Here is a 25,615-nt window from a genome sequence, read left to right as displayed (position 1 = left end):
TCTCGGCGCTCAGCGGTCAGGGGGCTCGGCTCGATGCCCGCGGCGAGTGATGTCTGGCACGATGACCTGATGCGCACGACATTGCCCCGGTGTGCCAGACGAGGGCGCGATCCCCACCGGCGCCGCCGCGTGCTGGCGGGCGCGGCGCTGCTGTTGGCACTGCCCATCGCCACCGGATGCGTGCGCGTCAAGACATCCCTTACCATCTCCCCCGATGACCTGGTGTCCGGGCAGATTGTCGCTGCGGCGAAACCACGCAACAATAAAGATCCCGGGCCACAGCTTGATCCGAACAGCCTGCCGTTCAGCCAGAAAGTGGCGGTCTCGAAGTATGACCGCGACGGCTATGTGGGATCCGAGGCGTGGTTTTCCGGCCTGACCTTTGCCGAACTGCCGCAGTTGGCCAACATGAATCCCGACGCCCAGGGAGTCAATCTCGACCTGCGGCGGGCCGGCGATTTGGTGATCCTGGAGGGCCGCGCCGATCTGACCTCGTTGCATGATCCGGACGCCGACATCGAGTTGAGCGTCGCCTTCCCCGGTACGGTGACCTCAACCAACGGGGATCGCGCTGAACCCGAAGTGGTGCAATGGAAACTCAAACCCGGCGTGGTGAGCACCATGACCGCTCAGGCGCGCTACACCGACCCCAGCACCCGCTCGTTCACCCGTGCGGCCATGTGGCTGGGCATCACCGCGTTCGCGGTCGCCGCTGTCGTGGCGGTGCTGGCCTGGCACAGCCGCGACCGCTCCCCACGGTTTACCCGATCGGCCGATTAGCCCGGGCTGAGCCCCATTGCCACCTGCTGCTCGGAGGTCCGTTCAGGACTTGGCGGGCGACCAATAGGCGAGCATTTCCGCGAACGTCTGGAAAGCCGGAACCGAAACGCCGTAGGTCGCCTCGAGGTGGATGCTCAACGGGAAACCGAGGTCGGCGACGCCATCGATCACCCGCTTGTACAGGTCGACCATGAGCCGGCGTTTTTCCGCGGGTTCACTGCCGGCCAGCTTCTTGACAAACTCCTGCTCATCGGCCACCGCGGCGTTCCCCGGATCCCGGATCAGCCAATTGATGAGGCCGATCCGGCTCTCCACCTTCGGCACGAAGCCAAATGACAGCAACAGTTCCGGCCGATGATCGCTGCGCCGCGCGAACTCGGTCAAAAAAGTCACAATCGCATCGGAATACAGCAGCTGGGTCTGGGCGAAGGTCGCACCCCGATCGCACTTGAAACCGAACCGGCCGTGTTCGCCCTCCCGGGTGGGAATCAGGATCACCCCGCGGTTGGCCACCAGATCCCGATAGATCGACAGCGCGTCGGTCGGCGCGACGCCCGGGCCCTCACCGTCGTGCATGGTGCGGGGCACACCGACGAAAACGACACCCTCGATCCCGGCGGCCACCAGATCGGTGAGCCGCTGGCGCAAGGACCGCTCGTCGGTGAAAGCGGTGACCTGGCTGCACAGCGCGCCCATCCCGGGCAACTCCGGTTTGATGATCGACCAGAACTCCAGCACGTCCAGCCGGGGCTTCATCTCGACGGGCCGATCGCTTTCCTCGGCGATGATCCCGGGGATCATCACATGACCGATACGGCCCTCGAGACCCGTTTCCGCGGCGACTCGCAGCACTTTGCGTGCATCTTCGACGGCCCGCTCCCGACCACCCGCCACGGCCGTCGGCAAAAGCTCGAGGGCTACGGTGTTCAGACCCACAGGGCTCCTCCACGTCTCATTCGGCGGCAACGCCCGAAGCCGCCGCGGCAATTGGCGTACCTCGTCGGCCAGCATAGGTGTCGCGGGCGCCGGCCCGTCGAAGCGGCAGCGTCTCGCCCTCGGGCTTGACACGACAACTCGATGAGCTGGGCAATCTGGATTAGGGCGACTTGGTCTTACGCTCTACGCTGAAGATATGTGGGCCCTAAGCCCGGGGCCGTCCATGGCGGAAAGGGGCGCCGCGCTGAGCGTCGAAGCACCGGCAACCGCGGAGTTGGCCGGCGTGATCACCGATCGGTTGAGGGAATATTTGCGCGGCCGCCGTCGCGATGCCCGCCCCATCGGCGCCGACTACGACAGCCTGATCGCGGGCCTTGAAGAGTTTGTGCTGCATGGCGGCAAACGACTCCGGCCGGTTTTCGCCTACTGGGGCTGGCGCGCGGTGACCACCCGCGACGCTGATCCCGGTGTCTTGCTGCTGTTTTCGGCGCTGGAGCTGCTGCACGCCAGCGCGCTGGTGCACGACGATGTGATCGACGGATCGGCGACACGCCGCGGCCGGCCGACCACCCACGTGCAGTTCGCGGACCTGCATCAAGGCCGGCGCTGGCGCGGCTCACCGGAGCGGTTCGGCGTATCGGCGGCCATCCTGCTCGGGGATCTGGCGCTGGCCTGGGCCGACGACATCGTCACCGCTGTGGATCTTCCGCCTGATGCACATGCCCGGGTCCGGCGGGTGTGGGCCGATATCCGCACCGAACTGCTGGGCGGGCAATACCTCGACATCGTCGCCGCGGCCAGCGCCGCCCCGTCGATCGCCTCGGCGATGACCGTCAACACGTTCAAGACCGCCTCCTATACGGTGTCGCGGCCATTGCAACTGGGGGCGGCCGCGGCCGCGGATCGGCCCGACGTCCACGCCGTTTTTCATCAGCTCGGTCACAACCTCGGCCTGGCGTTCCAGTTGCGCGACGACGTGCTGGGTGTCTTCGGGGATCCGGCGGTCACCGGAAAGCCCTCCGGAGACGACCTGCGCTCCGGCAAGCGCACCGTCTTGGTGGCGGAAGCGCTGGAGTTAGCCGATAAGTCGGATCCTGTGGCGGCCAACCTGTTACGCAGATCCATCGGCACTGAGCTGACGAATGGGCAAGTGCGCGAATTGCGCGACGTCATCGAGTCGGTGGGTGCGCTGGCCGCGGTGGAGGACCGTATCGACGTGCTCACCCGGCGGGCGCTGGTGACGCTGGACGCCGCCCCGATCAACCCGGTGGCCAAGGCGGGCCTGTCGGAACTGGCCAGGCTGGCCGCGAACCGATCCTCCTGACACTGATGGCCACCCCCGTGCCGACACCGACGGCTGCCTCGGCAACCCTTGTGACTCAACACCTCTCACGTCTGAACAGGTTTGCTGTCGCGCCCGAAGGCCGGCCGGCGCTGTGGGGATGCCTGGGCGCGGTGCTCATCACGGCGGGCGGGCTTGGCGCTGGCAGCACAAAGCCGCACGACCCGCTGCTGGAGTCGATCCACCTGTCCTGGCTGCGTTTCGGGCATGGGCTGGTGCTCTCCTCGATCCTGTTGTGGCTCGGTGTCGCGCTCATGCTGCTCGCATGGCTTTCCCTTGGCCGTCGGGTCATTGCCGGCCGGATCGGCGAATACGCCACGGTGGCGACCACCGGCTTCTGGCTGGCGCCGTTGCTGCTGTCGGTGCCGGTCTTCAGCCGCGACACCTACTCGTATCTTGCCCAGGGCGCACTGCTGCGCGATGGCTTAGACCCCTATGTAGTTGCCCCCGTCGATAACCCGAATCAATTGCTGGACAACGTAAGTCCGATTTGGACCATCACCACCGCGCCATACGGCCCGGCGTTCATCCTGGTCGCGCGGTTGGTCACGACGGTGTGCGGCAACCACGTGATCGCCGGCACCATGCTCCTGAGGTTGTGCATGCTGCCCGGGATGGCGCTGCTGATGTGGGCAACCCTGCGGATGGCCCGCTATCTTGGCGCCGACGGCCCGACCGCGCTGTGGATTTGCGCACTCAACCCGCTGGTCATCATTCATCTGGTCGGCGGCGTACACAACGAGATGCTCATGGTGGGCCTGCTGGCCGCGGGTATCGCGCTGACCTTCGCGGGGCGTCATCTCTCGGGCGTCACCCTGGTCGCGGTGGCCGCGGCGGTCAAAGCCACCGCGGGAATCGCGTTGCCGTTCCTGGTGTGGGTGTGGACCCATCACCTGCGCGAGCGCAGGGGATACCGGCCCCCACGGGCATTCACCGCGGCCACCACAACATCCACGGCGATCTTCGTGGTGGTGTTCGCCGCGCTGTCCGCGCTGGCAGGGGTTGGCCTTGGATGGCTGACCGCGCTGGCCGGCTCGGTGAAGATCATCAACTGGCTGACCGTGCCCACGGCAACGGCGAACGTGCTGCACGCGGTCGGTAGGTGGCTCTTTCCGGTCAACTTCTACGCCGTGCTGCACGTCACCCGGATCGCCGGAATCGCGATCATTGCGGTCTCCCTGCCGCTGCTGTGGTGGCGATTCCGGCACAGCGACCGGGCGGCCCTCACCGGCATCGCGTGGTCGATGCTGATCGTGGTGCTGTTCGTGCCCGCGGCGCTGCCGTGGTACTACAGCTGGCCGCTGGCCGTGGTGGCCCCGCTGGTTCGCTCGCACGCGGCGCTCGCGGCCATCGCCGGGGCCTCGACCTGGGTCATGGTGATCTTCAAACCCGATGGAGCGCACGGCATGTACTCGTGGATCCACGTCGTGCTGGCAACCACCTGCGCAGTGGTCGCCTGGTGGGCGCTCTATCGAGCGCCGCAGCCGCACCGCGCCGCCACCGCGCCCACCGGGCCGCCGGCCATGGCTTAATCGGCCATGGCTGGTACGGGCTTAGTAAGCCATCGCCTGCGCCCGGCGCACCACTTCACGAGCCTCATGGGCGTGCAATGCGTCCACCGGGCGGACGTTGCCGGCGACTTCACGCGTCCCGTCATGGGTGAGGGTCAGCGACGGGTCGGGGGTGAACAGCCAGCGGATGATCTCGGTGTCGCGGTAACCACCGTCGCGCAGCACCATCAACAACCCCGGCAGGCTTTTAACCACCTCACCGGACTCGGTGAAAAACGCTTGCGGCACCACCACATTGCCACCGCGCCGGATCGCGATCAGCTGACCTTCCCGCAGCTGCTGATGCACCTTGCTGACCGGCACACCTTGAAGCTTGGCGACCCGGGGCAGATCATAGGTGGGCTCGTCAGGATCCAGAACGTCGTCGCCGGCCGGAATGCTGCTCACCGCGCCTAGTGTAGAACGCCGCCCCCACTACCGCGCGCACACTGCACGCAGGTTTGCGCACCGCAATCGCGCCGCCCCTACGATAAGCCCCGTGATGTCGGACCTTGCGTGCGGCGCATTGCTGGACGGCCGGTACCGGGTGTTGACGAAGATCGCTTCCGGTGGCACGTCAACGGTTTACCGCGGCCTTGACGTCCGGCTAGATCGCCCGGTCGCACTGAAGGTGATGGATCCGCGCTACGCCGACGACGAGCACTTTCTGATCCGGTTCCGGCGGGAGGCACGCGCGGTCGCCCGGCTGCGGGATCCCCGGGTGGTCGCGGTGTACGACCAGGGCCTGGATGTCCGCCATCCGTTTTTGGTGATGGAGCTGATCGAGGGCGGCACGCTGCGCGAGCTGCTCAGCGAACGCGGTCCCATGCCACCGCATGCGGTCGCCGCGGTCCTGCGCCCCCTGCTGGGCGGGCTGGCGGCGGCGCACCGAGCGGGCCTGGTCCATCGCGACGTCAAGCCGGAAAACGTGCTGATCTCCGACGAGGGTGAGGTGAAGATCGCCGATTTCGGGCTGGTGCGCGCCGTCGCGGCGGCCGCGATCACATCCTCCAACGTGATGCTCGGCACGGCGGCGTATCTCGCCCCTGAGCAGATCCGCGACGGAACCGCCAGTTTCCGCAGCGATGTCTACGCCGTGGGGATACTCGTCTACGAGCTACTGACCGGGCACGCCCCATTCACCGGTGACTCGGCACTGTCGGTGGCCTACCAGCGTCTGGATACCGATGTGCCCTTGCCCGGCGCGGTGATCCCCGGTGTGCCCGAGCAATTCGACGAATTGGTGGCGCGTGCGACCGCCCGCGACCCCGCCGACCGGTACGCCGACGCGATCGAGTTGGGCGCCGAACTAGATGCAATCGCCGAAGAGCTGGCGCTACCGGAATTCCGGGTTCCCGCGCCGCGCAACTCCGCCCAGCACCGCGCGGCCGCGCTGTCTGGCAGCCGTCTTGGCGAACCACAGGCCGCCGACCACATCCCACGTCCCACCGGCAGGACATCGACACCGCAGCCCACCCGGAGGCTGACCCGTGGTCCGCGGGACTGGCCGGGCGAGCACGATGAGCCGCCGGGCCCCGAATACCACGCTGCATCGGACACGTTTGCCGGTATCGCAATGGGCGAGTTCGTCCGGGCACGACAACACGCCCGGCGGATGGTGTGGGTGTGGGTGGCGGTCGTGCTCGCGGTCACCGGGCTGGTCGCCGCCGCCGCGTGGACCATCGGCAGCAACCTGAGCGCTCTGCTCGAACCGGCCGGCAGCGGGCTGATTTTCGGTAGCGGGATTCACCAGCGGCTCCAATAGTGGGTCAGCTGGTGGGTTAGCGCGGGCCGCCCAAGGATGGGCAACGGGGACGCTTCACGGCCAGCCGGGCGGGTTAATCGCGCAGCATTTCGGCGACAAGAAACGCTAACTCCAGCGACTGTTGGGTGTTTAGCCGCGGGTCGCACGCGGTCTCGTAGCGGCCGGCCAGGTCGGCATCGGAGATATCTTGCGCGCCACCCAGGCATTCGGTGACGTTCTCGCCGGTGATCTCGACATGGATACCGCCCGGGTGGGTTCCCAGCGCCCGGTGCACCTCGAAGAAACCCTGCACCTCGTCGACAATCCGGTCGAAGTGCCGCGTCTTGTATCCGGTGGATGACTCGTGGGTGTTGCCGTGCATCGGGTCGCACTGCCAGATCACCTTATGACCGGTGCCTTGAACCTTCTCGACGATGGGCGGCAGCAGATCGCGCACCTTGTTGTTGCCCAGCCGGCTCACCAACGTCAACCGGCCCGGGGTGTTGTGCGGATCGAGGCGCTCGACGTACTCCACAGCCAGCTCCGGGGTCATCGCCGGCCCCATCTTGACGCCGATGGGGTTGGCGATCACCTCCGCGAACGCGATATGCGCGCCGTCGATCTGCCGGGTGCGCTCCCCGATCCACAAGTAGTGCGCCGACAAGTCGTAGAGCTTGGGCGCCCCCTCGGGCTCGTCGGACAACCGCAGCATGGCGCGCTCGTAGTCAAGGACCAAAGCCTCATGGCTGGCATAGATTTCGGCGGTCTGCAAGTTGCGGTCGGCCACCCCGCAGGCACTCATGAATCGCAAGCCACGATCGATCTCGGTGGCCAGCGCCTCGTAGCGCGCCCCGGCCGGGGAGGTCCGGACGAACTCCCGGTTCCAGTCATGCACCAGGTGCAGCGACGCCAGGCCCGACGACGTCAGTGCGCGCACCAGGTTCATTGCCGCGCTGGCGTTGGCATAGGCCCGCACCAGCCGCGACGGGTCATGCTCTCGGGCCGCGGGGTCCGGGGCAAAGCCATTGATCATGTCCCCGCGGTAGGAGCGCAGACCCAGCGCGTCGATGTCGGCCGACCTCGGCTTGGCGTACTGACCGGCGATCCGGGCCACCTTCACCACCGGCACGCTGGCGGCGTAGGTCAGCACCACCGCCATCTGCAGTAGGGTGCGGATGGTGCCGCGGATGTGGGGTTCGGTGTTGTCGACGAACGTCTCCGCGCAATCACCGCCCTGCAGCAGAAAAGCCTGGCCGTTTGCCACCTGGGCCAGCAGGCCCTGCAGCCGCACGACCTCCGACGCCACCGTCACCGGCGGCACACTCTCCAGGACCGTGCGCATCGCCCGGGCTTCGTCGGCCGGCCAACTGGGTTGCTGAGCGGCCGGTTTGGCCAGCGCGGCGTCCAGCCGTGCCCGCAGATCCGGCGGCAACGGCGGCAGCGGCGGCAGTTGGTCGATGGGGATGTCGACGGTCCAGTTCATCGGTCCATGGTAACCGGGCGCCGCGGGCCGAGCGGGCGCACAGCGCGGCCGTACCCGGCCCCCGGGCCGTCCCGGCCCGCCCGCATCACCGGGCGGTGATGAGCTGGAAGCGGCGCAGCTGGTCGCGGGCATCAACCAGCGCGTCATGAACGTCACGAGGGCGCGGCGGCATCGGTGGGCACCCACGGTCTTCCCACAGCTGGCGCAGCTCCCGGGTAAAGCGGGGCATCGCCGGCGGCAGGTCCGTCATCGGGCCCCACAACTGACATAACGCGACGTGATCGTAGGCACCCACCCAGGCCCACAGCTCGATCGGATCGGCGCCGTCGACACCGAAAAACTGCTCCAGATCGGCGCGGATCCGGCTGCGCGATCGCCACAGCGGCGAAGCGGGCGGCGGCAATTTCGGCAGCACATGAGTCCGCACCCACAGCCCGGCCCGATCGGGATCGAATTCCGTGGACACGGCGTAATATTCACGGCCGTCCTCGGCCACCACCCCGATCGAGATCAAATCGATAGTGCGGCCATCTTCGATGAATTCGGTGTCATAGAAGTACCGCACCTGCGCAGCCTAACCCGGCGGCACGGCGCTCAGCCGCCGCCAATGCCACCGGCCGTCAGGGCGTGCGGGGTTGCGTCGGGCGGTGGCGCGGGGTGGACTTCGCGGTCCAGCTGGGCGTCGACGGTGACCTCGTCGGCAAAGCGTGGCGTGCCGGCGACCGCGTTCTGCAGCCACAGCTTGGCGTGCACGATGGGGCGGCGCAGCCGGCGTTCACGCTCCAGCGCACGGCGCATCTTCTCCGGCTGCTTGGTGTAGCGCCAACGCGCCCACGGGGCGTGCGGACGCGACAACCGGATTGCCCCAATGACCAGCAGCGGAGCGAAGAACATGCCCAGCAAGCCGGTCCACACCTTGCCCTTGAGCAAGACCAGCACCGCGAGCGGCAACGTCAGCACGCTGCCGGCAATCGCGACCGCGCGCATCAGCGGCTCGCGGGTGTCGTGCCACAGCGCGATGAAAAGCATCAGCGGGTGCAAACCCAGCAACAGCAGTCCCGTCACCGCGACCGCAGCGAACACCGCATCCACCGAACTGCGCCCATCCTCCTCCCAGTACACGTCGGAAAGGTGAAGAATCAACGCGTATTCATCCAGCACCAGCGCCGCGCCGATGCCAAAAGCAATCCCGGCGATGGTGAATTCGGTTTGAGTGCCCCCGACGGCAATCGACACCAACGTCACGCCGGAGATCATCACCAGAACCACCCCGAACACCACGTGGTGGATGTGGCGCGACCCGATGTAAATATTCCGGGGCTGCCACCATTTTGCCGGCAGGCCCCGCTCGGTGCGGTAGCGGATGTAGCGGGCGAAGGTACGCGTCACGAAAAACGTCACAATGAATGCGACCAGGCAACACAACAGCGGCAGCCGGCCACGCTCGATGATGTCATGCTGCAGCCAGCGGAGCACGTTAAAAAACGTACGCCCGTCCTGCGCACCGGTGGCGTACCCCGATACCGCTCGGCTCGTCGCCGGGGCGCCGATAGGCTGTTGTCCAACATGAGTGAATGGCGGTCGCCCGACGTGGGCAGTCGACGCGGGCGGTTAGCCGTTCGGCAGGCTCTGGTGTGGGGGGCGCTGTGGCTGCCGGCGATCGCCGCGCTGGGCTACACCGCCTGGCGGTTGCTGGGACGCACCCCCTATCGCATCGATGTCGATATTTACCGGATGGGCAGTCAGGCTTGGCTGGACGGCCGTCCACTGTATAGCGACGACGCACTGTTTCACACTCCGATCGGCCTGAACCTGCCGTTCACCTATCCCCCGCTCGCGGCGGTCGTGTTCTGCCCCTTCGCGTGGTTGCAGATGCCGGCCGCCAGTGTGGCTATCACGGTGCTGACCTTGGTGCTGCTGATCGCGGCGATGGTGATGGTGTTGACCGGACTCGGCGTCTGGACCACCTCGCGGCTGGCTGCGGGACCCGCGTGGTTGCGACGATGCTGGCTGGCCGGCGTCATCGTCGCACCGGCTGCGATCTGGCTGGAACCGATCAGGTCGAACTTCGCGTTCGGTCAGATCAATGTGGTGCTGATGACGTTGGTGATCGCCGACTGTGTGCCGCGCCGCACCCCGTGGCCGCGCGGCATTGCGCTGGGATTGGGCATCGCACTGAAACTCACCCCGGCGGTGTTTTTGCTGTACTTCCTGCTGCGCCGGGACCTCGGCGCGATAGTGCGGGCCGGCGCATCGTTCGGGGCGGCGACCCTGGTGGGTTTCATGCTGGCTTGGCGCGACTCGTGGGAATACTGGACCGACACGGTGCGCAACACCGAGCGGATCGGGGCGGCATCGTTGAACACCAACCAAAACGTAGCCGGCGTCCTGGCGCGGCTTCGGCTGGGGGACCAGGAACGGTTCGTGTTATGGGCCGCGATGTGCCTGCTTGTCCTGGCGATCACCGCGTGGGCGGCGCGCCGCGCGCTGCGAGCCGGTGAGCCGATGCTGGCGGTGATCGTGGTCGCGCTGTTCGGGTTGGTGGTTTCGCCGGTGTCATGGTCACACCACTGGGTATGGATGCTGCCATCGGTGGTGGTGACCTCGGCGCTGGCCTGGCGACGGCGCAGCGCCGTCATGGCCGCGGTGAGCGCCGCGGGAATAGCGCTGATGGTGTGGACGCCCATTGATCTGCTTCCCAAGCACCACGAGGCGGCCGCGTCCTGGTGGCGTCAGCTCGCTGGGGCCTCGTACGTCTGGTGGGCGCTGGGGGTGATCGTCACCACCGGGTTCACCTTCGCCGCGCGCACGGCGTCCCGGGCATCTGTTGTGCCCCGCGCCACACCGGTGTCGGCACCCGGTTGACCCTCGCGGGCAGCGAGGTTACGGGTAGCCCTGCTCGATTGCCGGTTCCTTCTCCGCCGGCGTCGGACCATTGCGCCGCGTCATCGACCCACGCCGCTAGCCGGCCGCTGTTTCGGGGATCCGGACCTCGTCGTTCGATTCGGTGCCGCGGTAGCCGTTTTTCACGCTGGCGGCGTAGATGTCGACGTACTCCTGGCCGGAGAGCCCCATCAACTCGTAAATCACTTCATCGGTGACCGCCCGCTCGATGAACCGATTGCCCGCCAGCCCGTCAAACCGCGAGAAGTCCATCGGCTTGCCGAACCGTATAGTGACCTGGCCAAACCGCCACATCCTCTTTCCCGGCGGGTTGACTGTGTCGGTGCCGATCATGGCCACCGGTATCACCGGCACTCCGGTGTGCAACGCCAGCCTGGCCAGCCCGGTCTTCCCTTTGTACAGCCGCCCGTCGGGCGAGCGAGTGCCCTCCGGGTACATCCCCAGCAACTTGCCCTCGTTCAGCAGCCGCTGAGCGGTATCCAGCGCGGCCTGCGCGGCATCGGCGTCGGAGCGGTCGATCGGTACTTGCCCCGTGGTGCTGTAAAACCAGCGGAGGAACCACCCCTTCAGCCCGGTGCCGGTGAAATATTCCCTCTTGGCCAGAAACGTTATCCGGCGCGGCACCACCAGCGGCAAATAAAAACTGTCGGCCACCGCCAAGTGGTTGCTGGCCAGAATTGCCGGTCCCGAACGCGGAACATGCTCCAGCCCTTCGACTTTCGGTCGACCGAGCAGGGCCAGCAACGGGCCCATGAAGATGTACTTAAATAGCCAGTACCACATGGACCCTCCCTCGAACCCACACCGGATGGTGCTCTGCGCCAACTGTACCCACCTAGCGTGGCGGCGACCACCTGCCACAAAAGCTCGACGCCGCTTTGCGGTGAACCGCTGGGCGCAGCCGGGGTTGGCCACCCCGCGCCGGGCCGGCGCCTCGCCAGACCGATCGGGTCCACCTCACCGCCGCGCGGGCAACCTAGTCCTCGACGGTGATCGGGATGGGCTGGTATCGGCTCTTCGGGGTGTCCTCGGCGGCGCAGCCACGCGGATGGTCGGGGGGCGGAGGCCCCGATCGCTCGATGTCGGCGACGATGGCGCGGATCACCTCCAGCAGCGCGACGCTATGTTCGGCGATCACCGTCAGCAACGGGTGCTGATCGCCGGTCACCAGCGCGGCCAGCGCGCACACCGGGCACCACGCCCGCTGACATTTCCCGGTGCCGGCGCCGCCGGCCACCATCCGCACCGCTGCTGCCCGCACGGCGGGGTCGATGCCGTCGAGGATGGCCTGCGCCAGCTTTTGCAGCTCCGGGCCAACCTCGCGGTGGGCGTCGGTCACCAGCGCCGCTCCTCCTCATCCCTGCGCTCTGCCTCGTTGCCGGCGGTCACTTCGGCCACACCTCCGGATCGGGTCGGAAGCGCACCGTCAGCTCACTCCCTCGAAGGTGCGCATCGACCACCGTGCATCGGCGCAACACCGATGCCAACCGGACCCTGCGTCGTACCCCGCCGGCACCGATGATCAGGTCGTCGCCGGCCCGGCCCAGGGTGAGCGCGCCGGAATCGAGTTGGGGCAACTCTAGCCGCAGCCGGTAGACCGATCCCAACCCCGACCCCGATTCCAGGTCGACGACGGGGCGGATCGGCCCCGGCGGAGCCGATCCGCCCCGGCGCCAGGCGCTGTCGAGCAGCTCGCCGAGCGCCTTGGGGCCGATCGGCTCGCCGGCCAGATGCGGAGCCAGCACCAGTGCCACGTCACCAATGCTGGCGTCCAGCTCGTCGAGCACCGCGCGCTGCTCACCGAGACGTTGGGCATACCATTCGAACGCGGGGTGGTCGGGCAGATTGTGGTACTCGTAGGAATCATCTTGCAGCAAAACCTGATTGACGATTAGCTCCTCAACGCGTACACCCATGAGCGCCAATGCGCCCAGCGTCCGCAGCGCCTCGGCCGCCACGACGCGGTCAGCGGTCAGCACCAGATGCGCACCGACCATCTCACCGTCGGTCAACAGGGCGCTCAGCCGCTCGAGGCCGGCACTGATGCGCTCGACCAACTCCACCAGGGCGGCCGACCGAGCGTCGTTGACGGTCATGGACAGTCTGCGATGTCGCGGCCACGCCCGTTCCACGTACAGCCCGAAAGTCGACGGCAGCGTCAGCATCCGCAACGCGTCGGCGGTGGAAGCACAGTCGACCACGACGCGATCCCATTGTCCGGTTGCGGCCAGCCCACCGACCTCATGCAGGCCGAGCAGTTCCTGAGCGCCTGGCAGGGCCGAGAGCTCTTCAGGGGCGATGGCGGCCAACTCGGACTCGGGAAATCGCCAGCCCAGCATGTCGACGACCTCGCGCCAGCGAGCCTCCAGCAGCGCGAGGGTGTCCAGTGCCAGCGCGTCGAGGAATCCGCCGCCGGCGCCGGGGTCGTGCGTGAGCACCCGGATCGGCTGACGCTGAGCGGTCGGTGGCACTTCCACGCCTAGCACCTCACCAAGTGAGTGCGCCTGATCGGTGGACACCACCAGCAGGCGCCCACCGGCGCGCGCGTCCCGCACCGCGGTAGCGGCCGCCAGGGTGGACTTGCCTACGCCGCCCTTGCCGACGAACAGACTGATCCTGGCCGGGGTGGGCGCTGCAGACTCACTCAGCCTCGGCTCGCTTCTTTAGGTCCTTCAACGCGGTGTCGATCAACCTGCGCTCAGCCTTGCGCTTGAGCAACCCGATCATCGGGATGGCCAGGTCGACCGTGAGCTCATACGTGACATCGGTACCAGATCCCTTGGGCACCAAGCGATACGCTCCGTCGAGTGACTTCAGCAACGAACTGGACACCAGCGACCAGCGCACCGATCCGTGATCTGGGGGCCAATCGTAGGACAACACCAGGGTGTCCTTGAGAACGGCGGTGTCCAACACCATCCGGGCCACCGTCGGATAGCCCTCGGCGTCGGCCTCCAACACTTCGGCCTCCTTGTACTCCGAGACCCAGTCGGGATAGGAGCCGATGTCGGCGATCACCTTCATCACCGTGCGCGGATCCGCGTCGATGTAGATCGTCTGCGCCGTCTTCTCCGTCACCTGGTGCTTCCCTTCCCCCGCCCGTCCCCCGCGAGCGAGCGGCCCCGCTGCCCGTGGGCGTCCCCCAGCCCTCGCAGAAACGGTACCTTGCCGGCGGGGGCGCGGTTAACCCGCCGGAGAAACCCCCACCGGACGCGAGCGCTCCAATCTCTCTTTAACCTCGAAGGCCATTTTCCTGGCGGCGACCCGGCGGCGGTGGGTCATCCGGGCGAGATTCATCCGCGCCAGTTGCCGGGCAGTGGCGCCCGACGGCTCAGCGTGCAAAAAGTAGTGCAGCAACACGCCGTCCAGCGAAGGCTCCAGCCAGATTTCCATGGTCCCGGTGAGTGCGCCGCTCACTGCCCACCTGATCCCCTTGTCGGCGCGATCCTCGACGACGCGCAGCCGCAGGTCGGGCCACCACCGCCGCCAGCAGTCCGGATCGGCAATAGCAGCGCCCACCCGCGCGGCGGCGGCGGCGATAAAGGTCTCGTCGGCGACTTGGACGCTGTGCACCGCCTTAGCTTCACATATCCGAGCGCCCACGCGCCAAGGTGAGTCCGGTCACATCCGGAACGCGGTGCGCACTAGGCTGAACAGCAGCCAGGGGCTACCCCCATAGATGTCAAGCGAGGTCGAAAAGTGCGCGAATTCAGCGTTCCCGCGCCGTTTGCTGTCGGCGAACACGAACATCGTCGCCACGATCTTCGAGCACGAGCGCGACGATCCTGACTTCGCGCTCTTCCAGCGCCTGATCGACGGCGTGTGGACCGATGTCACCTGCGCCACGGCAGCCGCCCAAATTCGATCCGCCGCACTGGGTTTGATTGGACTAGGGGTGCAGCCCGGCGATCGGGCGGCAATCTTTTCGGCCACCCGCTACGAGTGGGCGATCCTCGATTTCGCGATCCTCTCGGTCGGTGCCGTCACGGTCCCGATCTATGAGACGTCATCGGCCGAGCAGGTGCGCTGGGTGCTGCAGGACTCCGAGGCGGTGCTGGTATTCGCCGAAACCGACCGGCATGCGGCCTTGGTCGCCGAACTCACCGGCGAGCTGCCGGTGCTGCGCCGACTGCTTTCGATCGACGGTTCCGGTCCCAAGGCCCTCGATCAGCTCGCCGAGGCGGGTGCGTCGATCGACCCCGCCGAACTCAGCAACCGGCTCGAGGCGCTGCGCGCGGCCGACCCCGCGACGCTGATCTACACCTCGGGCACCACTGGGCGGCCCAAGGGGTGCCAGCTCACCCATGCCAACCTCGTCTATGAAGTCAAGGGAGCCAAGGAGGTGCTCCCGACACTGCTGCGCAAAGGTGAACGGTTGCTAGTCTTTCTGCCCCTGGCGCATGTGCTGGCCCGGGCGGTCACTTTGGCTGCGGTCCACAACAAGGTCACCGTCGGATTCACCAGTGACATCAAGAACCTGGTGTCGATCTTCGCGGTGTTCAAACCGACGATCGTGGTGTCGGTGCCGCGAGTGTTCGAAAAGGTGTACAACACCGCCGCCCAGAACGCCGCCAACGAGGGCAAGGGCCGGATCTTCGCGATCGCCGCGCAGACCGCGGTGGACTGGAGCGAGGCCCGCGACCGTGGCGGCCCGGGGCTGTTGCTGCGCGTCAAGCACGCGGTGTTCGATCGCCTGGTGTATCACCGGCTGCGTGCGGCGCTGGGCGGCAAGTGCCGGGCCTCTATTTCGGGCGGCGCGCCGCTCGGCCGGCGGCTGGGCCACTTCTATCGCGGTGTCGGGCTGACCATCCATGAGGGCTACGGGCTCACCGAAACCAGCGCGGCCATCACCGTCAACCAAGTCGGTGACCTGAAAATCGGCACGGTAGGCAAGCTGCTGCCGGGAAACAGCATGCGCATTGCCGACGACGGCGAGCTGCTGGTACGCGGCGGCGTGGTATTCGGCGGCTACTGGCGCAACGAGCAGGCCACCGCCGAGGCGTTTGCCGACGGCTGGTTCAAGACCGGCGATCTCGGCGCCGTCGACGAGGACGGCTTTTTGACCATCACCGGCCGCAAGAAGGAGATCATCGTCACCGCGGGCGGCAAGAACGTTGCCCCCGCGGTGCTCGAAGACCAGCTGCGGGCGCACCCGCTGATCAGCCAGGCGATGGTGGTCGGCGACGCCAGGCCATTCATCGGGGCGCTGATCACCCTCGACCCCGAGGCGCTCGAGGGCTGGAAGCAACGCCACAGCAAGCCCGTCCAGGTCTCGCTCGGCGACCTGGTCGCCGATCCCGACCTGGTCGCCGAGGTGGACGCCGCGGTCAAACAAGCGAACCTGGCTGTTTCGCACGCCGAGTCGATCCGCAAATTCCGCATCCTGCCCGTCGACTTCACCGAAGATACCGGTGAGCTGACACCGACGATGAAGGTCAAGCGCAAGGTGGTCGCGGAGAAGTTCGCCCCCGACATCGAAGCGCTTTACAGCACCAGTTAGCCGCCGAGGAGCAGCCCAACGATTAGGCTCGGCCTCCCTGGCCGCTCAGCAGACGCAAATGCTCTACGAAAGTTGGTATTTCGGGTGTCTTTGCGTCTGCTCACCGTCACTCCCCCCGCAGCAGCTGGGCCAGTCGCGCCGCTAGCGCTTCCCAGCGCCAATGGGCCATCACCCACTTCCGCCCGGCTGCACCCATAGCGGCACTCCGTTCGCGGTCGGACAGCAGCTCGGCGACGGCATTGGCGATCTGCTCGACCGACCAACCGTCAACCACAAGCCCGGTTTTGTTGTGCCACACCGCTTCCGGCGCTCCCCCCGAGTTGCCGGCGATCACCGGAACACCGCAGGCCGAGGCCTCCAGGAAGACGATGCCCAGCCCCTCGACATCCAGCCCGGCGCCGCGGGTGCGGCAGGGCATCGCGAACACATCGGCCATCGCGTGGTGCGCGGGCAGCTCGGCGGGCGGCACCCCGCCGGTAAACGTCACGTGTTCGGCCACCCCGGCCCGCTGCGCCAGCCGGCGCAGCCCCGCCAGATAGGGGCCGCCACCCACGATGGCCAAAGCGGCGCCGTCGACCCGCCGCCGGATCGACGGAAGCGCCCGGATCAGCATGTCTTGGCCTTTGCGCGGCACTAGCCGCGACAGGCACACCACCGTGGGCCGTTCGCCCAGCCGGTAGCGGGACCGTAGCTCAGCCCGGCTCGCGGGATCGGGCCGGAACCGATCGGTGTCGATGCCGGGTGGTAAATATTCCAGCGCGGCCTCGGGCCCGAAGGCCGAGGCGAACCGGGCCCGGGTGTAGCGGCTGACGAAGGTCACGACATCGCAGCTCTCACCGATGCGGCGCAGCGCCGAGCGCGCCACCGGGACCATCGACCAGCCCACTTCGTGGCCGTGCGCGCTGGCCAACACCCGGGATGCCCCGGCCCGCCGCGCCCGGTGCGCCAGCAAGGCCAGCGGCGCGGCCGCGCCGAACCACACGGTGTCGACACCGAGCCGGGAAATCAGCCGCTCCATCCGGGCAGTGACGGCGGGCCCAGGCAGCATGAGCGTTCCGGGATGGCGCACCACCTGATAGCCGGCGACGCGGGCCGAGCGGTCAAAGGACTCGGCGCCCTTCCACTGCGGTGCATACACCGTCACCGCATGCGACCCGTCATCAACCAGCCGGCGGGTGAACTCGCCTAGATACGACTGGATGCCACCGGGGCGAGGCGGAAAGTCGTTGGTTACCAGCAGAATCCGGCTCATTGGTCGTCAGGCTAACCGGCCAGCCAGCGCCGCCAGGCGGCAACCGCGCCCGCCGAGTCGGTTCCGAGCACGGTGTGCAGCGCGCCGGGCAGGTCGGCATGACCGACGCCACACGCCGCCAGATACAGCGCGCGCAAGCTGGCGATCCCGTAGGTCGCGGCGACAAAGCGCGCGAACAACCACGCCCGGTCGTAGGCCAGCGACCGCTGCGGCCCGGCCACGTCCAAGTCCGCGTCGGATGGCAGCGTCGTGGGCAGGGTCGTGGCCGCGGGCACCGCCGCCAGCGGCCGGGCCACATAATCGGCGACGCCTTCGGTCAGCCAACGGGGCGCGTCCAGCGCGGTATCTCTTCGCGTCACATAGTGAAAAAGCTCATGCGCCAACACTATTCGTAGCGCTGTCCGATCCATGGCGGCCGCGCCGGGCGCGAGCACGATTCGTTGGCCGAACGCCAGGCGCCGGCCCGGGTCCACCCGGTCGGCGACCGTCACCGCCGCGATGTCCGACCATTGCCGTGCGGTGCCCCCGCCGGCCTGTGCACGAAACTGCGGTTCCGACGCGGCGAGGACCACCGCGACCTCCCGCGGCCAGTCGATCCCCCAGAAGGCCCGCACATTCTCCGCCGCGTGACCGAGCTCCTCCGAAATCCGCACCAGCAAGCGATCGGATGCCGGCCCGGCGAGACTCGTTAACCGCACGGTGCTCCCGGCGATGACAAGCGATGATTCCGGCTTCGCGACGGCCAGGCGCGTGGTTTTGCCGCGTGGTGGGCTCTGAACGGCCGCCAGCGCGATGACCAGTGCGACTACCAGCGCGAATGCCAGCAGCTTCGCAGGCCAGCGGCACACGTGGGCACGAAGGTCAGTAACGGCGGGCGTTGTAGACCGGACCGGACGAGGTCATCGGCACCACCCGCACCGGCTGGCCATAGGTGGAGGAATGGACCATCAAGCCGTCCCCAATGTAGATGCCGGCATGCGACGCGTCCGAGTAGAAGGTCAACACATCACCGGGCTGCAGATCCGACAGCGCGACCGGCTGACCACCATGGGCCAGCGCCTGGCTGGAGTGCGGCACTGCGATACCGGCCTGCTGGAATGCCCACATCACCAAACCGGAGCAGTCGAAACCGCCGGGCGCCGCGCCGCCCCAGGCGTACGGCGCCCCAATTTGGGTCAGGGCCGCTTGCACGGCGATGGCGGCCTGACTGCCGCCCGGGGTGCCAGCCGGCGATGCGTCGGGTGGGGTCGCGTCCGGGCTACCGCCCGCGGCGGGCTCGCCGGGAGGTACCCCCTGGGGCGCGACGGCGGCGGGCCCGGCCGGCACCGGACCCGGATCGGCCAGCGCGGCGCGCTGCTCGGGCGTCAGCGCGCGATACTGCGACTTGACCGCCGCTATCTGCACCTGCAGGCGGCTCTGCTTGGACTGCAGGTTCGCCCGCACCGCCGCGGCCTGCTCGGCCGCAGTCTTGGCGTCGGCCGCGGACTTGGCAGAGGCCCGCTCGGCTTTGGCGGCCTGCTCTCGAGCCGCCCGGTAACCGGCCATCTCCTCGGCCATCCGGGTCGCTATCACCCGCTGCACGACCAGCTTTCCGATCAGCTGCTGGGGTCCCTCCGCGGTCAGCATGGCGTTCACGCTGCCCGTGCGCCCACCCATGTACATCGCGGCAACAAATCTGTCCACGGCGGACTGGAACGCTGCCAGCCGCGCCTTTGCGGCGTCCAACCCGGCCTGGTCCTCGGCATGCTTCTTCTCGGCGGCGTGCTGAGCAGCCAGCTTCTCGCCTAGATCGAGTTCGGCGCTGTGCATCGCCTCGGTGGTCTGTTCGGCTTGCCGGGACAACGCATTGAGTTTCGCCAGGGCATCATCGGCCGGGTCCGCGGGGGCATGCGCACCGAGAACGCCCGACAAGACCATGCAGCCCACGATCACGCCAATGACCGATCTCGTGCTCGTGATCACATCCGCGACCCGGTGCCTGCGGCCCTGCCCCAACCCCAAAGCGATGTGTCCTTTTAGCCCTCGACGAAACGTCGAATCCGCATAAAGTCTCAGATAGGTTACGAAATGGTATAGCTATTGCCAACATCCTTACTTTAAGAAATCAGCAAGATTTCGCTCCATCGCGTTCAGCCGGCGCTGTGGGCTGCTTCCGACGGATTGGCACCAGACGCAGCCTGGGAGCCAGTCCCGCATCGGCGAGTACCTCCAGCGCGGCGCGTTCATCCTCCCGCAAGGACTCCGGTACCCCAAGCACCACGCTGATGACGCAGTCCCGGCATCCCGGGCCGCGCGCCGCGCAGTCATCGCAGTCGATGCGCACCGATCCGGCGAGACCGGGCGCGGTGCCGCCCGACCACGCCCCTGGTGCTGCCCCTGCTGCGTTTGTTTGTCCCATCTGGCTTGCCCTAGCTGGCGCTGTCGTTCCGGTGGTCCGGCTTCCCGCAGGCTATTCGCCGATACCGACACAGCTGCCGGGCGGCGGTGGCGCGTGGGCCTCCTCGTCGCCGGACGAGCCGGGGCTCAAGCCTGGCGGCTAAACCTCGCCCATCGTGCGAGCAGCCGTTCGGCCGCGCCGCTGTCGATCGCAGCGGTGGCCCGGGCGAGCCCGTCCTCCCACGCCGGCAGCCATTCGGCGCGCCCGGATAGCCCGGCGTGAGCGACGATCGCGCCCGCGGCATTGAGCACGACAGCGTCACGAACCGGGCCTTTGGCACCGGCCAGCACCGAACGCGCCACTGCCGCGTTGCGTGCCGCGTCACCGCCCAGCAAGTCCCCCAGCCCGGCCCGTGCGAAACCGAACCCGGCGGGATCGAACGTCAGCTTGTCCACGGTGCCGGCTTGCACCCGCCAGATCGTGCTCGTCGTGGTGGTGGTCAGCTCGTCGAGGCCGTCATCACCGTGCACCACCAACACGCTGGAGCGGCGGGTGGCGAACACCCCGGCCATGACCTCGCCCAGATCGGCGAACGCGCAGCCGACCAACCCCGCCCGCGGTTGGGCCGGATTCGTCAGCGGCCCAAGGAGATTGAACACCGTCGGCACACCAACCTCGCGGCGCACCGCCGACGCGTGCCGATACAACGGATGAAACGTCGGTGCCAAACAAAACCCGATCCCGACTTCGGCCACACTGCGCGCGACCTCGTCGGGACCCAGGTCGATACGCACCCCGAGGGCCTCCAAGGTGTCGGCGCCCCCGGCCAACGACGACGCCGCCCGGTTGCCGTGCTTGACCACCGGCACACCGGCCGCCGCCACCACGATCGCCGCCATGGTGGACAGGTTGACCGTGCTGACACCGTCACCGCCGGTACCCACGACATCGACGGTGTCGGTGCCGATGACGTCGGTCGGCAACCGGCGCGAGCGGCTGAGCATGATGTCGGCCAACTCGGTGACCTCGGCCGCGGTCGGACCCTTCATCGTGATCGCCACCGCGAAAGCGGCGATCTGGGCCGGCGTCGCGGCCCCGGTCATGACCTGGTCCATGACCCAGGCGGCCTGCCCGCGCTCCAGGTCTTGTGCCGCCGTCAACCGCGCCAGCACCTGCGGCCACGAGGCCGGCCCGGCCGGGCGAGGCGAAACACCCCGCGACGCCGCCGGAGACCAGAGAGCCACCCGTCGATAGTCCCACGAAGATCGGGCGCCCCCCAAGGAAGCGCTCGAGATGGCCCGCCAATTGCCCACCCGGGTGGAGACCGACAACTACAAAGCGTCATACTTGCGGATGTGACAAGCGCTGCGGGGAGTTCAGGCACAGCAATCACGTCGCGGGTGCATTCGCTGAACCGCCCCAACATGGTCAGTGTCGGCACCATCGTGTGGCTTTCCAGCGAGCTGATGTTCTTCGCCGGCTTGTTCGCGATGTATTTCACGGCGCGCGCCGAGGCCGGCGGCAACTGGCCGCCACCGCCGACCCATCTGAACCTTTACCAGGCGGTGCCGGTCACCCTGGTGCTGATCTCCTCGTCGTTCACCTGTCAGATGGGGGTGTTCGCCGCCGAACGCGGCGACGTGTTCGGGCTGCGCCGCTGGTACGTCATCACCTTCCTGATGGGCCTGTTTTTCGTTCTGGGTCAGGGCTACGAGTACTACCACCTGACCACTCACGGCACCACCATCCCGGCCAGCGCCTACGGCAGCGTGTTCTACTTGGCCACCGGCTTTCACGGGCTGCACGTCATCGGGGGCCTCGTTGCCTTCGTCTTCCTGCTGGCCCGCACCGCGATGAGCAAGTTCACGCCCGCGCAGGCAACCGCGGGGATCGTCGTGTCGTACTACTGGCATTTCGTCGACATCGTGTGGATCGCGCTGTTCACCACGATCTACTTCATCCGATGACCAGACCAGTGAACGGGCCAGTTCAGACAGATCAGACAGGAGCGTTCGCTTGAAGACAATGAGGTTGGCCGCCCGGACGCGGCGACGTCTTCGCCGCCGGCTGTCGGCCGGACTGTTGCTGCTGGTGGCGCTGGCCCTCACCGGCGGGCTGGCCGCGGTGCTGACCCCCCGCCCCCAAGTCGCCGTCGCCGATGAGTCCTCCTCGGCGCTGTTGCGCACCGGCAAGGAGCTGTACGAGACGTCCTGTGTGAGCTGCCACGGTGCCAATCTGCAGGGTGTGCACGACCGCGGCCCGAGTCTGATCGGCGTTGGCGAGGCGGCGGTCTACTTCCAGGTGTCTACCGGCCGGATGCCCGCCAGGCGCGGGGAGGCGCAGGCGGAACGCCAGGAAAGGCCGGTGTTCGACCCCGCGCAGATCGACGCGCTGGGTGCCTACGTGCAGGCCAATGGTGGTGGTCCCACCGTGGTGCGCAACCCCGACGGCAGCATCGCCCAGCGGTCGCTTCGCGGCGACGACCTGGGCCGCGGTGGCGACCTGTTCCGGCTCAACTGCGCCTCATGTCATAACTTCACCGGCAAAGGCGGCGCCCTGTCGTCAGGCAAGCATGCTCCCGATTTGGGGCCGGCCAATGAGCAGCAAATCCTCACCGCGATGCGGACCGGCCCGGGCAACATGCCGAAGTTCTCCGACCGGCAGCTGTCGTTCGACGCGAAGAAGGACATCATCGCCTATGTGAAAACCGTGGCCGAGGAACGCAGCCCAGGCGGATACGGCCTGGGCGGATTCGGGCCGGCACCCGAGGGCATGGCGATCTGGATCATCGGCATGGTCGCCGTCATCGGCGCAGCGCTGTGGATTGGGGCGCGAGCGTGACCGACACCAACGACCTCACCGGCACTGAGATTCCGGGCCAGCCCGACGAGGCGGCGCTGGCCGCGATGTCGCGCGAGGAACTGGTCGCGCTGGGCGGGCGGCTCGACGGCGTGGACACGGTCTACAAAGAGCCGCGCTGGCCGGTCGCGGGCACCAGAGCCGAGAAACGGGCCGAACGCCAGGTGGCGCTCTGGCTGTTGTTGGGGGGGTTCTTCGGGCTGGCGCTGCTGGCGGTCTTCCTTTTCTGGCCCTGGGAATACAAGCCCAAGCAGGCGCCCGGCAGTCTCCTCTATTCGCTCACCACTCCGCTGTACGGGCTGACCTTCGGGCTTTCCATCCTCTCGATCGCCGTGGGCGCGGTGCTGTTCCAGAAAAAGTTCATCCCGGCCGAGATCTCGATCCAGGAACGCCACGACGGCGCCGGTGGCGGCTCTCCGCAGATTCACCGCAAAACGGTGGCCGCCAACCTGACGGACGCCTTCGAAAGCTCCACCATCCGGCGCCGCAAACTAATCGGGATGTCCTTGGGCGTCGGGCTGGGAACGTTCGGCCTGGGCACCCTGGTGGCGTTCCTCGGCGGTCTGATCAAAAACCCCTGGAAACCGGTCGTCCCCACCGCGTGGGGAAAGGAGGCCGTGCTGTGGACCTCGGGCTGGACCCCGCGATACCCCGGCGAGACCATCTACCTGGCCCGGGCCACCGGAGAGCATGCCGGGGCGCCGTTTATCAAGATGCGCCCGCAGGACATCGACCCGGGCGGGATGGAGACGGTGTTTCCGTGGCGGGAGTCCGACGGCGACGGCACCACACCAGAATCACGGGAAAAGCTCTCGGAGATCATGATGGGCGTGCGCAACCCGGTGATGCTCATCCGCATCCGGCCGGGTGACATGTCCCGGGTGGTCAAACGCAAAGGCCAAGAAAGCTTCAACTTCGGCGACCTGTTCGCCTTCACCAAGGTCTGCTCGCATTTGGGTTGCCCGGCATCGCTGTACGAGCAGCAGGACTACCGCATCCTCTGCCCCTGCCACCAATCGCAGTTCGACGCGTTGCAGTACGCCAAACCGATATTCGGCCCGGCCGCGCGCGCGTTGGCGCAGCTGCCCATCACCATCGACACCGATGGCTATCTGGTCGCCAACGGCGACTTCGTCGAGGCCGTCGGGCCAGCATTCTGGGAGCGCACCTCATGAGCCCGAAAATCGGCGACATCCTGGCCCGCCAAGCAGACGACATCGACGTCCGCTATCACCCGGCGGCGGCGCTGCGCCGCCAGCTCAACAAGGTCTTCCCGACCCATTGGTCGTTTTTGCTCGGCGAGATCGCCCTGTACAGCTTTGTCGTGCTGCTGATCACCGGCGTCTATTTGACGCTGTTCTTCAATCCGTCCATGGGCGAGGTCACCTACAACGGTGTCTATCAACCCCTGCGCGGCGTGGAGATGTCAAAAGCCTACGCGTCAACGCTCGACATCAGCTTCGAGGTGCGTGGCGGCTTGTTCGTGCGGCAGGTCCACCACTGGGCGGCGCTGATGTTCGCGGCCGCGATCATGGTGCACCTGGCGCGGATCTTCTTCACCGGCGCGTTCCGCCGGCCCCGCGAGACCAACTGGATCATCGGCTCCCTGCTGCTGATCCTGGCGATGTTCGAGGGCTATTTCGGCTACTCGCTGCCCGACGATTTGTTGTCGGGTATCGGGCTGCGCGCGGCGGCGTCGTCGATCACATTGGGAGTTCCGGTGATCGGCACGTGGTTGCACTGGGCGCTGTTCGGGGGCGATTTCCCCTGCGGCGGTGTGGGCGACAACTGCAACGCGGCGGGCTACATTGTGCCCCGCATGTATTCGCTGCACATTCTCTTGCTGCCGGGAATCATCCTGGCGCTCATCGCGATACATCTAGCGTTGGTGTGGTTTCAGAAGCACACGCAGTTCCCCGGCCCGAGCCGCACCGAGCACAACGTCGTCGGCGTGCGGGTAATGCCGGTGTTCGCTCTTAAGTCCGGCGCCTTTTTCGCGCTGACCACCGGGATTCTCGGCTTGATGGGTGGTCTGCTGCAGATCAACCCGATCTGGAACCTGGGGCCCTACAAGCCATCCCATGTCTCGGCCGGCTCCCAGCCCGACTTCTACATGATGTGGACCGAGGGCCTGGCCCGTATCTGGCCGGCCTGGGAGCTCTACCTGGGGCATCACACCATCCCGGCGCCGGTCTGGGTGGTGGTGATCATGACCTTGGTCTTCGTGCTGCTGATCGTCTACCCGTTCCTGGAGAAGCGTTTCAGCGGCGATTACGCGCATCACAACCTGCTGCAGCGACCCCGAGACGTCCCGGTGCGCACGGCGCTCGGCGCCATGGCGATCGCCTTCTATATGGTGCTCACGCTGAGTGCGATGAACGACATCATCGCATTCAAGTTCCACATCTCGCTCAACGCGACCACCTGGATCGGCCGTATCGGCATGGTGGTGCTCCCGCCGATCGTCTACTTCGTCGCCTATCGGTGGTGTATCGGGTTGCAGCGCAGCGACCGGGAGGTCCTCGAGCACGGCATCGAGACGGGCATCATCAAACGGCTGCCGCAGGGTGCCTACATCGAGTTGCATCAGCCGCTCGGTCCGGTCGATGAGCACGGCCATCCGATACCCCTGGAGTACCAGGGTGCGCCGGTACCCAAGCGGATGAACAAGCTCGGCTTGGCCGGGTCGCCCGGCCACGGCAGCTTCCTGTTCGCCGACCCGGCGTCTGAAGACGCCGCCCTGCGTGATGCGGCGCACGCCGCCGAGCAGCGGGCCCTGACCGCGCTGCGCGAGCGCCAGGAAACCGTCACCGATACCACGGGCGGCGAGCGCGGGGATCACTGAGAGATCCCCGCAGCACGCGAAAGCGTCACGGTTGCTGTTTCGG

Annotated in this window: 24 protein-coding genes and 1 pseudogene; 10 read left to right on the top strand and 15 right to left on the bottom strand. The window is 67.3% G+C overall.

Annotation, left to right across the window (positions count from 1 at the left end):
• Window positions 1-69: 69 nt before the first annotated feature.
• A complete protein-coding gene (locus MSM1_RS18795) occupies window positions 70-780 on the top strand; it encodes a DUF3153 domain-containing protein (protein ID WP_213445208.1) in 711 nt (236 codons plus the stop codon).
• 42 nt (window positions 781-822) lie between these two features.
• Here the strand turns inward: MSM1_RS18795 and MSM1_RS18790 are convergent, their stop codons facing one another.
• Window positions 823-1,716, bottom strand: coding sequence for a mycobacterial-type methylenetetrahydrofolate reductase (locus MSM1_RS18790; RefSeq protein WP_213445206.1), 894 nt, complete (start codon window positions 1,714-1,716; stop codon window positions 823-825).
• A gap of 274 nt (window positions 1,717-1,990) precedes the next feature.
• Here MSM1_RS18790 and idsA2 point away from each other — a divergent pair, with 274 nt between their 5' ends.
• On the top strand, window positions 1,991-3,040 hold the full coding sequence (gene idsA2 / locus MSM1_RS18785; RefSeq protein WP_213445763.1) for a bifunctional (2E,6E)-farnesyl/geranyl diphosphate synthase: 1,050 nt from the start codon (window positions 1,991-1,993) through the stop codon (window positions 3,038-3,040).
• 5 nt (window positions 3,041-3,045) lie between these two features.
• Window positions 3,046-4,590, top strand: coding sequence for an alpha-(1->6)-mannopyranosyltransferase A (locus MSM1_RS18780; RefSeq protein ID WP_213445204.1), 1,545 nt, complete (start codon window positions 3,046-3,048; stop codon window positions 4,588-4,590).
• 21 nt (window positions 4,591-4,611) lie between these two features.
• On the opposite strand, the gene MSM1_RS18775 is transcribed toward MSM1_RS18780, so the two are convergent.
• A complete protein-coding gene (locus MSM1_RS18775) occupies window positions 4,612-5,016 on the bottom strand; it encodes an Rv2175c family DNA-binding protein (protein WP_213445202.1) in 405 nt (134 codons plus the stop codon).
• 94 nt (window positions 5,017-5,110) lie between these two features.
• Here MSM1_RS18775 and MSM1_RS18770 point away from each other — a divergent pair, with 94 nt between their 5' ends.
• Window positions 5,111-6,373, top strand: coding sequence for a protein kinase (locus tag MSM1_RS18770; RefSeq protein ID WP_213445201.1), 1,263 nt, complete (start codon window positions 5,111-5,113; stop codon window positions 6,371-6,373).
• A gap of 73 nt (window positions 6,374-6,446) precedes the next feature.
• On the opposite strand, the gene MSM1_RS18765 is transcribed toward MSM1_RS18770, so the two are convergent.
• The 3 genes from MSM1_RS18765 to MSM1_RS18755 all read right to left on the bottom strand — a co-directional run bounded on the left by MSM1_RS18765 (window position 6,447) and on the right by MSM1_RS18755 (window position 9,311).
• Window positions 6,447-7,835: a class II 3-deoxy-7-phosphoheptulonate synthase gene (locus MSM1_RS18765; protein WP_213445200.1), complete on the bottom strand. Its 1,389-nt coding sequence runs from the start codon at window positions 7,833-7,835 to the stop codon at window positions 6,447-6,449.
• Between the two features lie 85 nt (window positions 7,836-7,920).
• A complete protein-coding gene (locus tag MSM1_RS18760; protein WP_213445199.1) occupies window positions 7,921-8,400 on the bottom strand; it encodes a polyadenylate-specific 3'-exoribonuclease AS in 480 nt (159 codons plus the stop codon).
• Window positions 8,401-8,429: 29 nt separating this feature from the next.
• A complete protein-coding gene (locus MSM1_RS18755; RefSeq protein ID WP_213445198.1) occupies window positions 8,430-9,311 on the bottom strand; it encodes a hypothetical protein in 882 nt (293 codons plus the stop codon).
• 90 nt (window positions 9,312-9,401) lie between these two features.
• Between MSM1_RS18755 and MSM1_RS18750 the strand changes: the two genes are divergently transcribed.
• Window positions 9,402-10,700: a glycosyltransferase 87 family protein gene (locus tag MSM1_RS18750; RefSeq protein WP_213445196.1), complete on the top strand. Its 1,299-nt coding sequence runs from the start codon at window positions 9,402-9,404 to the stop codon at window positions 10,698-10,700.
• 96 nt (window positions 10,701-10,796) lie between these two features.
• Here the strand turns inward: MSM1_RS18750 and MSM1_RS18745 are convergent, their stop codons facing one another.
• The 5 genes from MSM1_RS18745 to MSM1_RS18725 all read right to left on the bottom strand — a co-directional run bounded on the left by MSM1_RS18745 (window position 10,797) and on the right by MSM1_RS18725 (window position 14,312).
• Complete coding sequence (locus tag MSM1_RS18745) at window positions 10,797-11,522, bottom strand: 1-acyl-sn-glycerol-3-phosphate acyltransferase (protein ID WP_213445194.1); 726 nt, start codon at window positions 11,520-11,522, stop codon at window positions 10,797-10,799.
• A 193-nt stretch (window positions 11,523-11,715) separates the two neighbouring features.
• On the bottom strand, window positions 11,716-12,078 hold the full coding sequence (locus MSM1_RS18740) for a hypothetical protein (protein ID WP_213445192.1): 363 nt from the start codon (window positions 12,076-12,078) through the stop codon (window positions 11,716-11,718).
• Between the two features lie 46 nt (window positions 12,079-12,124).
• Window positions 12,125-13,387 carry an ArsA family ATPase gene (locus MSM1_RS18735; protein ID WP_213445761.1) on the bottom strand — a complete coding sequence of 421 codons (1,263 nt, stop codon included), beginning with the start codon at window positions 13,385-13,387 and terminating at the stop codon, window positions 12,125-12,127.
• Window positions 13,380-13,817 carry an SRPBCC family protein gene (locus MSM1_RS18730; RefSeq protein WP_213445190.1) on the bottom strand — a complete coding sequence of 146 codons (438 nt, stop codon included), beginning with the start codon at window positions 13,815-13,817 and terminating at the stop codon, window positions 13,380-13,382. Before MSM1_RS18730 ends, MSM1_RS18735 begins: the two co-directional genes overlap by 8 nt.
• A gap of 105 nt (window positions 13,818-13,922) precedes the next feature.
• Complete coding sequence (locus tag MSM1_RS18725) at window positions 13,923-14,312, bottom strand: polyketide cyclase / dehydrase and lipid transport (protein WP_213445188.1); 390 nt, start codon at window positions 14,310-14,312, stop codon at window positions 13,923-13,925.
• 126 nt (window positions 14,313-14,438) lie between these two features.
• Here MSM1_RS18725 and MSM1_RS18720 point away from each other — a divergent pair.
• Window positions 14,439-16,239 (top strand): annotated as a pseudogene (locus tag MSM1_RS18720) (long-chain fatty acid--CoA ligase).
• A 106-nt stretch (window positions 16,240-16,345) separates the two neighbouring features.
• Here the strand turns inward: MSM1_RS18720 and MSM1_RS18715 are convergent.
• The 5 genes from MSM1_RS18715 to trpD form a co-directional block, all read right to left on the bottom strand.
• Window positions 16,346-17,491, bottom strand: coding sequence for a glycosyltransferase family 4 protein (locus MSM1_RS18715; RefSeq protein WP_213445186.1), 1,146 nt, complete (start codon window positions 17,489-17,491; stop codon window positions 16,346-16,348).
• Between the two features lie 11 nt (window positions 17,492-17,502).
• Window positions 17,503-18,318, bottom strand: a complete 816-nt coding sequence (locus MSM1_RS18710) for a hypothetical protein (protein ID WP_374101754.1) — start codon at window positions 18,316-18,318, stop codon at window positions 17,503-17,505.
• 34 nt (window positions 18,319-18,352) lie between these two features.
• On the bottom strand, window positions 18,353-19,486 hold the full coding sequence (gene ripC / locus MSM1_RS18705; RefSeq protein WP_213445757.1) for a peptidoglycan hydrolase RipC: 1,134 nt from the start codon (window positions 19,484-19,486) through the stop codon (window positions 18,353-18,355).
• A gap of 109 nt (window positions 19,487-19,595) precedes the next feature.
• Window positions 19,596-19,889, bottom strand: coding sequence for a hypothetical protein (locus tag MSM1_RS18700; RefSeq protein ID WP_236056898.1), 294 nt, complete (start codon window positions 19,887-19,889; stop codon window positions 19,596-19,598).
• A 125-nt stretch (window positions 19,890-20,014) separates the two neighbouring features.
• Window positions 20,015-21,112: an anthranilate phosphoribosyltransferase gene (gene trpD, locus MSM1_RS18695; RefSeq protein ID WP_213445184.1), complete on the bottom strand. Its 1,098-nt coding sequence runs from the start codon at window positions 21,110-21,112 to the stop codon at window positions 20,015-20,017.
• A 111-nt stretch (window positions 21,113-21,223) separates the two neighbouring features.
• On the opposite strand from trpD, the gene MSM1_RS18690 reads away from it, so the two are divergent.
• Genes MSM1_RS18690 through MSM1_RS18675 form a run of 4 tightly spaced genes read left to right on the top strand, consistent with a single transcriptional unit; the run spans window position 21,224 to window position 25,572 of the window.
• A complete protein-coding gene (locus MSM1_RS18690; protein ID WP_213445181.1) occupies window positions 21,224-21,835 on the top strand; it encodes a heme-copper oxidase subunit III in 612 nt (203 codons plus the stop codon).
• 58 nt (window positions 21,836-21,893) lie between these two features.
• Window positions 21,894-22,709 carry a c-type cytochrome gene (locus MSM1_RS18685; RefSeq protein ID WP_213445751.1) on the top strand — a complete coding sequence of 272 codons (816 nt, stop codon included), beginning with the start codon at window positions 21,894-21,896 and terminating at the stop codon, window positions 22,707-22,709.
• Window positions 22,706-23,902 carry a ubiquinol-cytochrome c reductase iron-sulfur subunit gene (locus MSM1_RS18680; RefSeq protein ID WP_374101743.1) on the top strand — a complete coding sequence of 399 codons (1,197 nt, stop codon included), beginning with the start codon at window positions 22,706-22,708 and terminating at the stop codon, window positions 23,900-23,902. The genes MSM1_RS18685 and MSM1_RS18680 overlap by 4 nt, the downstream gene beginning before the upstream one ends.
• Entirely contained in the window at window positions 23,899-25,572 is a 1,674-nt protein-coding gene (locus MSM1_RS18675) for a cytochrome bc complex cytochrome b subunit (RefSeq protein WP_213445179.1), read from the top strand. The genes MSM1_RS18680 and MSM1_RS18675 overlap by 4 nt, the downstream gene beginning before the upstream one ends.
• Window positions 25,573-25,615 lie beyond the last annotated feature (43 nt).

Source organism: Mycobacterium sp. SM1 (assembly GCF_018361265.1).
Classification (GTDB): Bacteria; Actinomycetota; Actinomycetes; order Mycobacteriales; family Mycobacteriaceae; genus Mycobacterium.
This window is presented reverse-complemented; position numbering and strand designations above follow the sequence as displayed.

Excerpts from the sequence above, each read along its gene's own strand:
- MSM1_RS18795 (WP_213445208.1), top strand. The coding sequence starts at position 70 with ATGCGCACGACATTGCCCCGGTGTGCCAGACGAGGGCGCGATCCCCAC.
- MSM1_RS18780 (WP_213445204.1), top strand. The coding sequence starts at position 3,046 with ATGGCCACCCCCGTGCCGACACCGACGGCTGCCTCGGCAACCCTTGTG.
- MSM1_RS18770 (WP_213445201.1), top strand. The coding sequence starts at position 5,111 with ATGTCGGACCTTGCGTGCGGCGCATTGCTGGACGGCCGGTACCGGGTG.
- MSM1_RS18765 (WP_213445200.1), bottom strand. The coding sequence starts at position 7,835 with ATGAACTGGACCGTCGACATCCCCATCGACCAACTGCCGCCGCTGCCG.
- MSM1_RS18750 (WP_213445196.1), top strand. The coding sequence starts at position 9,402 with ATGAGTGAATGGCGGTCGCCCGACGTGGGCAGTCGACGCGGGCGGTTA.
- MSM1_RS18745 (WP_213445194.1), bottom strand. The coding sequence starts at position 11,522 with ATGTGGTACTGGCTATTTAAGTACATCTTCATGGGCCCGTTGCTGGCC.
- MSM1_RS18715 (WP_213445186.1), bottom strand. The coding sequence starts at position 17,491 with ATGAGCCGGATTCTGCTGGTAACCAACGACTTTCCGCCTCGCCCCGGT.
- MSM1_RS18700 (WP_236056898.1), bottom strand. The coding sequence starts at position 19,889 with ATGGGACAAACAAACGCAGCAGGGGCAGCACCAGGGGCGTGGTCGGGC.
- MSM1_RS18685 (WP_213445751.1), top strand. The coding sequence starts at position 21,894 with ATGAGGTTGGCCGCCCGGACGCGGCGACGTCTTCGCCGCCGGCTGTCG.
- MSM1_RS18675 (WP_213445179.1), top strand. The coding sequence starts at position 23,899 with ATGAGCCCGAAAATCGGCGACATCCTGGCCCGCCAAGCAGACGACATC.